This is a genomic window from Aliiroseovarius sp. (assembly GCF_965228805.1).
Lineage (GTDB): Bacteria > Pseudomonadota > Alphaproteobacteria > Rhodobacterales > Rhodobacteraceae > JASBTN01.
Genome location: NZ_CBDDIE010000003.1, coordinates 4,060,912 through 4,073,132, shown reverse-complemented (window position 1 = coordinate 4,073,132; position 12,221 = coordinate 4,060,912). Strand labels below are relative to the sequence as shown.

Below are 12,221 nucleotides of genomic sequence, written 5' to 3'. Positions count from 1 at the left end.
TGGGCTGCGAGAACGCACCCCACCACGATCTTGTGCCATCTCACTGAAAACCTTAACAAAACCTTACCACTTTACGGCGACTTTTTTCTATTAAAACACAACCAAAAGTGTATTTTTCTGTTGCGCCAGATTCTTCGGCACGCTAGCGTCTAAGGGCAAGCAGCAAGACAGGCTGTCGGCCCTGACGAAACACCCACCCCACCCCTCGCTCCCTCGTCAGGTGCCGACAGCCCACTTTTCGTGACGAGTTGTCTTGCAGAAGACCAAGTAATCGGTACCTCGCCCCGGGCCTGCCCCGGGGCTTGTTTTTTATGGGGTGTCAGGCCCCTTGGGGGCTTGCGCAGCGGGGCAGGGTTTCGGATAACAGGTCAGCTTTCTAAAGGAGTCGACCCATGCGCGCCCGTATCTATCAACCCGCCCGTAACGCCATGTCCTCGGGCATGGGCAAGACGCGGGTCTGGCTGTTGGAATATGCCAATGACGAAGCGCGTGAGATCGATCCGCTGATGGGCTGGACCGGCTCGGGCGATACGCAAAGCCAGGTGCGGCTGAAGTTCGACTCGAAAGAAGCCGCGTTGGCCTATGCCGAAGCCAAGGGGATCGAAGCCACGGTGTCCGAGCCGCAGAAGCGCGCCCACAACATCCGCAAGGGTGGGTACGGCGAGAACTTCGCTACCAATCGCCGCGGCCCCTGGACCCACTGAGCGCCGCCAGATCGTAGAAAAAGCCCCGCCACCGCGGGGCTTTCTTGTTTCAACTGTTCAGGAACATGCGCGCGGCGGCTTCGAACTCGCGCGGTTTTTCGGCGTGCAACCAATGGCCGGTGCCGGGGATCTTGGCCTGTTTTGCATGCGGGAATAGCCGTTTGATCAGCGGGCGGTGTTCCGGCAGGACATAATCACTGTCGCCGCCCGCCAAAAACAGCGCCGGGCCGTCATATCGCCCGCTGACCGCCGGGAAACCGGTGATCTTTTCCATGTCGCGTTCCAGTGCATCGAGGTTCAGCATCCAGCGCTGGCCCTTCACGTCCAGCGATTGCAGCAGGAAGGCGCGCACGTCCGGTTCTGGGATCGTTGCCTCCAGCGCCGCATTGGCCGCGCCGCGCGAGGTCACAACCGACAGGTCCAGCGCGCGCATTGCGTGTATCAGGTGCACCTGGGTGTGGCTGTAGGCGACCGGCGCAATATCGGCGACCAGCACCCGGCGCACCCGGGCAGGGCTGTTCAGAGCCAGCACCATTGCTGCCTTGCCGCCCATGGAATGGCCGATCAGATCGGCCTCGCCGCCGATGGCTTCCACCACGTCGCCCAAGTCCGCGGCCAGGGCGTGGTAATCGTGGCTCTCCTCCCACCGGCTGGCGCCATGGTTGCGCATGTCCACCGTGACCACGCGGCGCTCGTCCGCCAGGCGTCGGGCAATCACGCCCCAATTGCGGCCCGACCCGTACAGGCCGTGCACGATCAGGATGGGCGGGCGGGTGGCGTCGTCGCCGAAAGTCTGCATCTCCAACATGGCCCCGACATAGCGCAGGGCGGTTGAGGCGGAAAGCCCCGTCAGCTAGGGTCCGGCCGGACAGTGAGGAAATGCGATGGATTTGGACGCGAAGGCCGAGGCGCTCGCCCAATTGATGGAGGACCGGCTGGGCCTGCGTGGCGACGGGTTCGCCGCCAAGCTCAAACGCGCCGGGCGCCGTCTGCCGCGCCGCATTCGTCGTGACGGGGCGCTGATCGTCGAGGCGCTGGCGCTGCAGGCCCACCCGAAGCTCTCGCGCCAGGTTGACGAGGCGCAGTTGACCCGCGCGCTGACCCATCTAAACCGCTACCTGCGTACCGTCGATCCCTGGGAAAGACGCAAGAGCGCCATGCTGAACTGGCTTGCCGGGCTTGCCTTCAGCCTGCTGGTGGTGGCGGGGCTGGTAATTGCCATGATGCGCTGGCGCGGGCTGATTTAACCCGCGCCTTCGGACAAGGTTAGGAATTCTGCGGGCACGTGGTCACTCAGCCAGACACCGTTTTCCGAGCGATAGAAGACGTGCCCCTCGGCCGCCATGCGTGCCGCATCCACCGTCAGCACCACCGGCTTGCCATGGCGACCGCCGACAGTGCGGGCGGTGTCCGTGTCCCCGGACAGGTGCACATGTTGGCGGCTGCCCCGGACCAGCCCCTGCGTCTGGATCGAGCCGATGTTCTTCCGCGCCGTTCCGTGATACAGCCGCTCGGGCGGGGCGATGGGTGCAAGCCCCAGGTCAACCTGCCGCGAATGCCCCTGGCGGGCGCGAATGCGTGTGCCGTCGTCAGACACTGCAATGCGCTGTTTCGGATTGGTCGCGACGATCTCGTCAATCTGCTCCCGCGTGATCGGGTCGCGGGACTTGTCCAGAATGTCATTGATCCGCGCCCAGCCCTCGGCATCCAGTTCCAGCCCGATCTCCTCGGGCTTGTGACGCAGAAGCAGCGACAGGAATTTCGACAGGGGCACAAGGTCTTTTCTCATGTCCTTTGCATGCCAGCGAGGTCGGGCGGTGAAAAGGGTTTTCTTCCGGCCCGCGTCGGGTACTGTTGAACGTGGTTCAATGGCAGGAGGGCCCGATGAGCGAAAAGACCAAAGCCCGGCGTGCGGCCCTGGGGCGGGCCCTGATTGAGGCCGCCGAGAGGCGCGTGGTGGCGGGCGGGCTCGCGTCGGTCAAGGCGCGGGATCTGGCCAAGGACGCGGGCTGTTCGCTGGGGGCGATCTATAATGTCTACCCGGACCTTCAGGCCTTGTTCATGGAGGTGAACGCGCGCACCTTTACCGAGCTTGACGCGGCGATTTCCGCGAGCCAAGAGCCGGAGGCCCCACCACGCGAGGCGCTGGTGGCCATGGCGCTGGCCTATCTGGACTACGCCGCGGCACATACCAACCGCTGGCGCGCGCTGTTCGACCTGGAACTGCCCGACGATCCCGCCCTGTCGGACTGGTACCTGACGCGTCTGCGCGGGCTCTTTGCCCATATCCATCGGGCGCTTTCGGGCCTTTGGCCGGATCGTGACGCGGAGGAGATCGAGATGATGACTCGCACGCTGTTCTCTTCGGTGCACGGGATTGTGCTGCTGGGTCTGGAAAGCCGGTTCTCCAACATTCCACCCGAAGAGGTCGGGCGCATGATCCGTGGGTTGTTGGAAAAAATATGAACGACGTTCAAGGAATCTCTTGAATGAGCTGAGCGGCTTCCTACATCTCAGTCATGAACGATGTTCACGAATGAGGAGGATGCCATGTTCCGAACCCTGATCACCCTGTTTGACGGCGCCAATGCGCGGGCCGAAGAACGCGTGCGCGAGCACTATTCGATCGAGCTGATCGAACAGAAAATCCGTGAGGCGACCCGGGGGCTGCAGTCCGCGAAGATGACGCTGGCCAGCCTGAAACAGCGCGAACGCTCCGAGGCGCGTCAAGTGGCCGAACTGGACAGCCGCATTGCCGACCTCGAAACCCGCGCCCGCGAGGCGCTGGCGGCGGGGCGGGACAACCTGGCGGGCGAGGCCGCCGAGGCCATCGCCCAGCTGGAGAACGAACGTTTGATCCGCCAGCGCACCGTTGAACGGCTGGAGACACGCACCCTGCGCCTGCAAGGCTCGATCGAGACCGCCAATCGCCGCCTGGTCGATCTGCGCCAGGGCGCCATCGCCGCCAAGGCCGCGCGGCTGGATGGTGGGGCGCATTCTGGGCTCAGCTCGACCCTCAAGGGGCAGGGCGCCATGCAGGAGGCCGAAGAGCTGGTGCGCTCCGTCCTGTCCGAGGATGACCCGTTCGAACAGGCGGAAATCCTGGCCGAGATCGACGCAAGCCTCGACAACCGCGACGTTGCCGACCGCCTGGGCGAAGCAGGCTTCGGCAGTGCCACCAAATCCACCCGCGCAGGCGTTCTGGAACGCCTGAAGGCAGACAAGTAACTGAGATCAAGGGAGAAGACCGATGCAACCGACCAAGAATGACAACTGGCTGATCATGGCAATCAACGGCGCGGGCGTGGTCGCGGCCTATGTGCTGCTGGCGCTTTCGCTGATGAAATCCCCGGACGTGCCGCTGGCGACCAAGGGCTACTGGGGCATGGGGATCGTGCTGTTGACGCTCTCGCTGATCAATCTGGTAAAATACCGTTTCGATAGTCGCATGAGCGAGGATCGCATTCGCCAGATCGAGGACGCGAAGAACGAAAAACTGCTGGAAGAATTCATCGCCGAGCCGAAACCTTGATGAAGACCGGGCCTCGCCTTCGGGCGGGGCTTATTCCGTTTGGAAGGATACGTTCAGGCGGCTCAAGGCCGCCTGGGCTTCGTCCAGCGTAAACAGGTCCAGCGCGGGCCGTGCTCCGGGTTCCACCTCGCCGCGGGCGAGCTTGTCCAAAGTGATGAGCGCCGGAATGGCAGGAATGAACGGCCCGTCGCCCGCCTCGGCCAGCAAGGTCCAGCTGCGGCTTACACCGCCCCCTTCGACCTTCACGACCATGCCGCCGCGATCCGTGCCCAGAGGCTCCATCCACCCTGCCACGCGGTGAAAAAGGTGAGTAAAACGCGCCGGGTTCGGGCCCAAACCGCGCGTGCGCAGCCAACTCAATACCGCAAGGGAATGTTGCATGAGGTCCAGCTCCAGCCCGGCGCGGAATTCAACCGTTCTGGCACCGTAGTGGTCGGGGAACAGAAGCAAGTCCGGTGCGCCGATCAAGGCCGCGCGGCGGGTCAGGTCCGGGGCAAGCTGATAGCTGCGCGGACCCGACCACCCGGGCGCCTCCTGCCAGCGGCCGTCGCGCCACAGGGTCAGGGGCGCGCCGACCTGGCCCAGGATGGCTTGCATGACCGACAGCCCGCGCGGCGCGCGGTTGCCGGGCAGGATGGCGGCTTCGATATGTTCGAGGCAGGGCAGGTCCGCCGCCAGTGCCGTGACCACCGCCGAGGACAGGGCGGGCACGGACGACACGCCAGACAGAACCGCCACGCCGCGCGCTTTGGCCCGTTCATCCAAGGTGCTGATCCCTCTGGTGAAAGTCGCATCATCGGACAGATCAAGACAGGGAATGCCCCGCTCAATCGCCGCCTCTGCCAGGCGATAGGGCGCGACGCCATAGTCCTGAAACGGCCCCGCTGCATCGACCACCATGTCGTGATTTGCCAGCGCCTCGGTCAGGTTGCCGTTGCGCTCCAGCGCCAGCGGGTGCCCGCCGTGCTCGGCACAGAACTCCTGCGCCTTGAAAAGAGAACGGCTGGTCACGGTCACGTGCCAGCCGTCCTCGATCAGCATGCGGGCCAGACGCGACCCGAAGACACCCGTCCCCCCGACGATCAACACGCGGGGGGCGGGCGCGGGTCCCATTACAGGTTCGGGTACATCGGGAAGCGGGCGCAGAGCGCGGCCACTTTGCCGCGCACGGCGGCCTCGACCTCGGCGTTGCCCTCTTCACCGTTGGCGGCCAGACCGTCGACCACTTCGACGATCAGGTCGGCAATCTCGCGGAACTCGGCCTCGCCGAAGCCGCGGGTGGTGCCCGCCGGGGTGCCCAGGCGGATGCCCGAGGTCACGGTCGGCTTTTCCGGGTCGAAGGGGATGCCGTTCTTGTTGGTGGTGATATGGGCGCGGCCCAGGGCCTTGTCGACGATGTTGCCGGTCACGCCCTTGGGACGCAGGTCAACCAGCATCACATGGGTGTCGGTGCCACCGGTAACGATGTCCAGACCGCCCTTGATCAGCTGATCGGCCAGGGCGACGGCATTGGCGCGCACCTGCTTCTGGTAGTCCTTGAACTCCGGACGCAGCGCTTCGCCGAAGGCGGCGGCCTTGCCGGCGATCACATGCATCAGCGGACCACCCTGGATGCCCGGGAAGATGGCCGAGTTGACCTTCTTCGCAATGGCTTCGTCGTTGGTCACGATCATGCCGCCGCGCGGACCGCGCAGAGTCTTGTGGGTGGTGGTGGTGGCCACGTGGGCGTGCGGGAAGGGCGAGGGGTGTTCACCCGCCGCGATCAAGCCGGCAATATGGGCCATGTCGACCATGAAGTAGGCACCGACGCTGTCCGCGATCTCGCGGAACTTGGCAAAGTCGATCTGACGCGGGATGGCCGAACCACCGGCGATGATCAGCTTGGGCTGGTGCTCGGTCGCGAGGGCCTGGATCTGGTCATAGTCGATCAGGCTGTCCTGCTGGCGCACGCCGTAATGCACCGCGTTGAACCACTTGCCCGACTGGTTCGGACGGGCGCCGTGGGTCAGGTGGCCACCGGCCGACAGGTCCATGCCCAGGATGGTGTCGCCGGGTTGGATCAGCGCCTGGAACACACCCTGGTTGGCCTGGCTGCCGGAGTTCGGCTGCACGTTGGCGAACTCACAGCCAAACAGCTGCTTGGCGCGGTCGATGGCCAGGTTCTCGGCCACGTCCACGTGCTGGCAACCGCCATAGTAGCGACGGCCCGGGTAGCCCTCGGCGTACTTGTTGGTCAGCACCGAGCCCTGCGCCTCCATCACGGCGGCGGAGACGATGTTTTCCGAGGCGATCAGCTCGATCTCGTCGCGCTGACGGCCAAGCTCGTCGGTGATGGCGCCGAACAGTTCGGGGTCACGGGTCGACAGGGATTCGGTGAAGAAACCGGGGTCGCGGGTGGTGGTCATGTGCATTTATCCTTGGGTAAGGCGACTGGATTGCCTGATTTCCTATCGGAAACAATTCTGGGCGCAAAGGGCGGAATGCGACCAACTGCCGGAAAGACGCGCCATCTCTGGCGTCTCAGGGAAACATGTGGTTGTTTCGGAAACAGGGGGCAGGACAGGAAACAGCCGATGAGTCGCAATATCGCCTTCGTGGCTTCGAACACGGATGTCTCGCGCAAGGCGCGCGCCGAACTGGTCGCGCTCTATGGCGATGTGGCCCCGGACAAGGCCGATATCATCGTGGCCCTGGGTGGCGACGGCTTCATGCTGCAGACCCTGCACGAGACGCAATCCCTACGCGCCCCGGTCTATGGCATGAACTGCGGCACGGTCGGTTTCCTGATGAACGAATACAGCCCCGAGGGGCTGATCGACCGGCTGTTTGCCGCCGAGGAGGAGGTGATCAACCCGCTGTCGATGCGCGCCGAATGCCGCGACGGGTCGGTGCATGAGGCGCTCGCGATCAACGAGGTCTCCCTGCTGCGCGCGGGTCCGCAGGCCGCGAAACTGCGCATCTCGGTTGATGGCAAGGTGCGGCTGGAGGAACTCGTGTGCGATGGCGCGCTTCTGTGTACCCCGGCCGGGTCCACCGCCTATAACTACTCGGCGCACGGGCCGATCCTGCCGATCGGGTCCGATGTGCTGGCCCTGACCGCGATGTCCGCCTTCCGCCCGCGACGCTGGCGCGGTGCGCTTTTGCCCAAGAACGCGGTGGTGCGGTTTGATGTGCTTCAGGTGGAGAAGCGCCCGGTCATGGCGGATGCGGACAGCCGGTCGGTGCGCGATGTGGTCTCGGTCGAGATCCGGTCGGAGGAGGCAATCCGCCACCGTATCCTGTTTGACCCGGGGCATGGGTTGGAAGAACGGCTGATCCGCGAACAATTTGTCTGAGCGCGCCAAGGCGAGCGAACCTGGGGCGGGGTGCCAAGATTCTTGTAAAAAGTCTTGCAAAGTTCTTCCTAAGAACTTTGGCCCGTGGAGCCTGACCGGTCAGCTGTCGCCGGTCTCGTCCCGCTGCCAGGCCTCGCGTTTGCGATAGATCGTCGACGGCGAAACGTCCAGTGCCCGGGCGGCGCGGGGGATCGAGCCGCCATGGGTGTGGATCACCGCCTCGATCACGTCGCGTTCGATCTCGGCCAAGGTGCGGCCGTGGATCGGCACATGGGTGCCCGCCTGTCCGGCCTGGGCGGCGAAGCCGCGGGTGTCGGCGGTCAGTTCCTCCGGGAGCATCCAGGCTTCGACCATCGGCGCGTCATGGTTCAGCACCACGTTCCAGATCACGTTCAACAGCTGGCGCACGTTGCCGGGCCATTTGTGGCGCAACAGAATACCCTGAGCATCCGGGGTAAAACCTGCAAAGCCGCGCCCCTCGCGGCGTGCCAGCTGTTTCAGCCGGGCCTGGGCGATGGCCAACACATCCTGCCCGCGCGCGCGCAGGGGCGGCAGGGTCAGGGTGGCCACATGCAGGCGATAGAACAGGTCGACGCGCAGCGTGCCCGCCTCCATCTCCGCATAGGGGTCGCGCGCGGTGGAACAGATCACCCGGATCCCGGCGCGCCGCTCGTCCGGCCCGCCCGGGGCCTCGCACCGCTGCAACACGCGCAGGAACTGCGCTTGCACCTGGGGGGAGAGGTTGCAGACCTCATCCAGATAGAGCGTGCCGCCCTGGGCCAGCTGCGTCAGTGTGCCCGCGCCTGCTTCGCCCTCGCCAAACAGGTCACGGTCCAGCGTCTCCGGGCGCAGGGCGGCACAATCGACCGCCACGAATTGCGCCTGCGACCTTGCGGATCGTCCATGAATGCTGCGCGCCAGCATCTCCTTGCCGGTGCCATGTTCGCCCTGGATGAACACGGTGGCATCCGACCGCGCCACCGCTTCGACCTTGCGCAGCACTGCCTCCATGCTGGGGGATGTGCCGATCAGGCTGACCGCATCCAGTTCCGCATCCCGGGCGGGCTGCGGCGCGGCGGTCGGTTGGGGCGGTGCCGCTGACGGCTCTGCCGGGGCGGCAGGTATTGCGGGGTCGGGTGGCGTGACCTGTACGCTTCTGCCGCGTGTGCCAGAGGCCGGGCGGCAGCGCCGCATCGCGCTCTCCACCGTCTTGCTCAAGCGGATGCGGCTGAACGGGGTGAACAGGCAATCGAAAGCACCGTTGCGCATTGCTTCGGCGGCGTCGTTGATTTCGTCATTGTTGGCGACCACCACGATCGTGGTCTCGGGCACCCGCACCAGCCAGTCCTTCACGTCGGACAGGGTCGAGGCGCCATCAAGCCGTAGGGGCAGGAACACCAGCTGCGGCAGCTGCGTATCGAAGATCGCGCGCGCATCATCCAGCGAGGCGGCGCGCAGAATGCGACAGCCGTGGTTCAGGAAGGGGTCATCGGGAAACAGCCAGGCCTGGTCGCGTGTACCGACGGCCAATACCTTGACCGCGCCGTCGACACTGCTGCCGTGCGGCACATGGTCGGGAATTTGGCTCGGTTCACTGTTCACCTGTATGACCTTCTTTACACACAACCCACAGCCTGCATGATTACCCGCCCGGGTTGAGCATTCTTTAATTTCAGACCGATTATATGAAAAAATCCACCCCCGGGGCAGGCCCGAGGGTGGATTTTCACCGATTGTGACGGTGGTTCTTATGCTTTCGAATAGCCCATGTCGCTCAAAGCGTCGCGAATCTCGTTCAGGATCGCGGGGTCGTCGATGGTGGCGGGCATCTTGTATTCCTTGCCATCGGCGATCGAGACCATGGTCGCGCGCAGGATCTTGCCCGACCGCGTCTTGGGCAGGCGATCGACCACGGCACACAGCTTGAAGGCCGCCACCGGGCCGATCTTTTCACGCACCAGCTTGACGCATTCGGCCGTCACTTCGCCATCGGCGCGGTCGGTGCCCGCGTTCAGGCAGACCAGACCCAGCGGCAGTTGCCCCTTCAGCTGATCGGTCACGCCGATCACCGCGCATTCGGCCACATCGGGGTGGGAGGCCAGAACCTCCTCCATCGCGCCGGTCGACAGGCGGTGGCCCGCGACGTTGATCACGTCATCAGTGCGCGCCATGATGTAGACATAGCCGTCCTCGTCCTTGTAGCCCGCGTCACCCGTCTCGTAATAGCCCGGGAAGGTGTTGAGGTAGCTCTTCTTGAAGCGTTCTTCGGCGTTCCACAGGGTCGGCAGGGTGCCCGGGGGCAGCGGCAGCTTGATGGCAATCGCGCCCAGCTCACCGGCGGGCATCGGGTGGCCGCCTTCGTCCAGGATATCGACCTGGAACCCCGGCATCGGCACCGAGGGCGAGCCCAGCTTGACCGGCAGTTCCTCAATCCCCAGCGGGTTGGCGGCGATGGCGAAGCCGGTTTCAGTCTGCCACCAGTGGTCGATCACCGGCACCTGCAGCTGCTCCTGCGCCCAGACGATGGTGTCGGGATCGGCGCGTTCACCGGCCAGGTAGACCTGTTTCAGGCAGGACAGGTCGTATTTCTTCACGAACTCGCCCTTGGGGTCTTCGCGTTTCACCGCGCGGAACGCGGTGGGGGCTGTGAAGAAGCTCTTGACTTTGTGCTCGTTGATCACCCGCCAGAAGGTGCCCGCATCCGGCGTGCCAATGGGTTTGCCTTCGAACACAATGGTGGTGTTGCCGTGAATGAGCGGCCCGTAGCAGATGTACGAATGGCCCACGACCCAACCCACGTCGGACGCCGCCCAGAACACGTCGCCCGGGTCGACGTTATAGAGGTTCTTCATGGTCCAGTTCAGCGCCACCAGGTGGCCGCCGGTGTGGCGGATGACGCCCTTGGGCTGGCCGGTGGTGCCGGAGGTATAAAGGATATAGGCGGGGTGGTTGCCTTCGACCGGGACACAATCGGCGGGGGCGACGCCCTCCTGGGCCTCGTTCCAATCGAAATCGCGACCGTCGATCAGCTCGGCGGGGTGTTCTTCGCGCTGCAGGATCAGGGTGAAGTCCGGCTTGTGGTCCGACAGCTCGATGGCGCCGTCCAGAAGCGGTTTGTAGGGCACGATCCGGCCCGGCTCGATCCCGCAGGAGGCGGCGATGATCGCCTTGGGCTGGGCATCGTCGATGCGCACGGCAAGCTCGTTCGAGGCAAAACCGCCGAAGACAACCGAATGCACCGCGCCGATGCGGGTGACAGCCAGCATGGCGATCAGCGCCTCGGCCACCATCGGCATGTAGATGATGACGCGGTCGCCCTTGGTCACGCCCTTGGCAACAAGCGCACCGGCGACCGAGGCCACGCGGTCCTTCAGCCGGGCATAGGTGATCTTTTCCTGACGGCCGGTGATCGGGCTGTCATAGATGATCGCGACCTGGTCGGCACGGCCGCCTTCCACGTGGCGGTCCACGGCGTTCCAGCAGGTGTTGACCATGCCATCGGCAAACCATTCGTAAAGCGGCGCGTTCTCGTCGAAGAGCGCCTTAGAAGGGGCCGAATCCCAATCGATGGCCTTGGCGGCCTCCATCCAGAAGGCTTCGGGGTTGGCCTGCCAGGCTGCGTAGACGTCTTTGTATGCCATGCGGTGCTTCCTCCTCAGATCGCTTGAAACGGGTGTAGCGGGGCCGAGCAGGTCGGGGCAAGAGGTCTGACCGCCCCGGCGTCAAAACGGCGCAACAATTTTGCAAGGTTCCGCTGATAGCGTCTGCAAATTTTTGCAAAGCCTTTGTTCATATGCGGGTAGAGTTTGAAATCTTCTCAGTTTGCAAATCTGCAAATCATTATTGCAAAGATGTTGCGGGGGATTCGGCAGTGGACGCCTGCCCGACACCGTCGCCCACCCACCCACCCCGACGGTGCCGGCCAGGCGTGTGGGGGGTGTTCAGAGCTGCAGGTGAATATGGTCGTCGTGACGCGCGGCATTGCAGCCCTGGAACCGCAGCTTGTCCTGCCCCGCCGCGAAGCGGTCGCGAATATGTGGTTCGACCAGCACCTTGCCCACGCGGGGATCTCGCGCGAGCCAAGCAAGCGCGCTCTGCATGCGCCCCGGGTTCGGCTGCCAGTCCGGCAGCAAGGGGGCCAGAAGCGCCATGTCCCAGCGCAACGGCCCCGCCTGCGGCCCGCAGGCCTCTGGCCCCAGGGCAAAGCCGAAGTAGCCCAGCGGAGATTTCGACCGCCCGGCGCGGTAGCGCCCCGAAGCGTCCTGCCAATAAAAGGCCAGATCCAGCTTGCGCCCGTCCGCATGGCTCAGGTGTGGCAGCAGGGGCATGCCTGCGAAGGGAAAGCCGCCGTCGAGTGTCACGGTCACGCTGCCCGGATACGCCTTGGCCATGTCGCGGGCCAGATCCCGCGCCACCTCGCGCAGTTCGGGCACCACATAGTGTCGGTTCAGAACGCAGGCAACGGGATGGCTGTGCAACTTGCCGCCCCAGCAGGGCAGGGGCACGCGCCCGCCCAGGCCGGCCAGCGGAATGGTCGCTAGCCAGAGCGCCAGATAGGCCGCGCCGAGCGCTATCCAGCGGCGCCTGAACGCCAAGGACACCAGCCAGGCCAACCCGCCCAGCTGTGTCGTGATGGTCAAAAGAAGAACA

13 protein-coding genes are annotated in these 12,221 nt (G+C 64.7%); 6 read left to right on the top strand and 7 right to left on the bottom strand.

The window, feature by feature from the left end; translation table 11 throughout:
- Window positions 1–392: 392 nt before the first annotated feature.
- On the top strand, window positions 393–704 hold the full coding sequence (locus tag ACO07D_RS21115; RefSeq protein ID WP_421704902.1) for an ETC complex I subunit: 312 nt from the start codon (window positions 393–395) through the stop codon (window positions 702–704).
- 49 nt (window positions 705–753) lie between these two features.
- On the opposite strand, the gene ACO07D_RS21110 is transcribed toward ACO07D_RS21115, so the two are convergent.
- On the bottom strand, window positions 754–1,512 hold the full coding sequence (locus tag ACO07D_RS21110) for an alpha/beta fold hydrolase (RefSeq protein WP_421704901.1): 759 nt from the start codon (window positions 1,510–1,512) through the stop codon (window positions 754–756).
- A gap of 76 nt (window positions 1,513–1,588) precedes the next feature.
- On the opposite strand from ACO07D_RS21110, the gene ACO07D_RS21105 reads away from it, so the two are divergent.
- Entirely contained in the window at window positions 1,589–1,951 is a 363-nt protein-coding gene (locus ACO07D_RS21105) for a hypothetical protein (RefSeq protein WP_421704900.1), read from the top strand.
- On the opposite strand, the gene ACO07D_RS21100 is transcribed toward ACO07D_RS21105, so the two are convergent.
- Complete coding sequence (locus tag ACO07D_RS21100) at window positions 1,948–2,493, bottom strand: RNA 2'-phosphotransferase (protein WP_421704899.1); 546 nt, start codon at window positions 2,491–2,493, stop codon at window positions 1,948–1,950. The two genes, ACO07D_RS21105 and ACO07D_RS21100, sit on opposite strands and share 4 nt — an antisense overlap.
- 95 nt (window positions 2,494–2,588) lie before the next feature.
- Between ACO07D_RS21100 and ACO07D_RS21095 the strand changes: the two genes are divergently transcribed.
- From ACO07D_RS21095 to ACO07D_RS21085, 3 genes are all read left to right on the top strand, one after another.
- Window positions 2,589–3,170: a TetR/AcrR family transcriptional regulator gene (locus ACO07D_RS21095; RefSeq protein ID WP_421704898.1), complete on the top strand. Its 582-nt coding sequence runs from the start codon at window positions 2,589–2,591 to the stop codon at window positions 3,168–3,170.
- 84 nt (window positions 3,171–3,254) lie between these two features.
- Window positions 3,255–3,932, top strand: coding sequence for a PspA/IM30 family protein (locus ACO07D_RS21090; RefSeq protein ID WP_421704897.1), 678 nt, complete (start codon window positions 3,255–3,257; stop codon window positions 3,930–3,932).
- A gap of 22 nt (window positions 3,933–3,954) precedes the next feature.
- Window positions 3,955–4,236 carry a hypothetical protein gene (locus ACO07D_RS21085; RefSeq protein WP_421704896.1) on the top strand — a complete coding sequence of 94 codons (282 nt, stop codon included), beginning with the start codon at window positions 3,955–3,957 and terminating at the stop codon, window positions 4,234–4,236.
- A 30-nt stretch (window positions 4,237–4,266) separates the two neighbouring features.
- Here the strand turns inward: ACO07D_RS21085 and ACO07D_RS21080 are convergent, their stop codons facing one another.
- Both ACO07D_RS21080 and glyA read right to left on the bottom strand, forming a co-directional pair.
- Window positions 4,267–5,349 (bottom strand): saccharopine dehydrogenase NADP-binding domain-containing protein, encoded by a 1,083-nt coding sequence (locus ACO07D_RS21080; protein WP_421704895.1) that lies wholly within the window; start codon window positions 5,347–5,349, stop codon window positions 4,267–4,269.
- Entirely contained in the window at window positions 5,349–6,647 is a 1,299-nt protein-coding gene (glyA, locus tag ACO07D_RS21075; RefSeq protein ID WP_421704894.1) for a serine hydroxymethyltransferase, read from the bottom strand. Before glyA ends, ACO07D_RS21080 begins: the two co-directional genes overlap by 1 nt.
- Before the next feature lie 162 nt (window positions 6,648–6,809).
- Between glyA and ACO07D_RS21070 the strand changes: the two genes are divergently transcribed.
- Window positions 6,810–7,571, top strand: coding sequence for an NAD kinase (locus ACO07D_RS21070; protein ID WP_421704893.1), 762 nt, complete (start codon window positions 6,810–6,812; stop codon window positions 7,569–7,571).
- Window positions 7,572–7,670: 99 nt separating this feature from the next.
- On the opposite strand, the gene ACO07D_RS21065 is transcribed toward ACO07D_RS21070, so the two are convergent.
- From ACO07D_RS21065 to ACO07D_RS21055, 3 genes are all read right to left on the bottom strand, one after another.
- Complete coding sequence (locus ACO07D_RS21065) at window positions 7,671–9,173, bottom strand: sigma-54-dependent transcriptional regulator (RefSeq protein ID WP_421704892.1); 1,503 nt, start codon at window positions 9,171–9,173, stop codon at window positions 7,671–7,673.
- A gap of 146 nt (window positions 9,174–9,319) precedes the next feature.
- Window positions 9,320–11,212 (bottom strand): propionyl-CoA synthetase, encoded by a 1,893-nt coding sequence (locus ACO07D_RS21060; protein WP_421704891.1) that lies wholly within the window; start codon window positions 11,210–11,212, stop codon window positions 9,320–9,322.
- Between the two features lie 300 nt (window positions 11,213–11,512).
- Complete coding sequence (locus ACO07D_RS21055; protein WP_421704890.1) at window positions 11,513–12,211, bottom strand: hypothetical protein; 699 nt, start codon at window positions 12,209–12,211, stop codon at window positions 11,513–11,515.
- Between the last annotated feature and the right edge of the window lie 10 nt (window positions 12,212–12,221).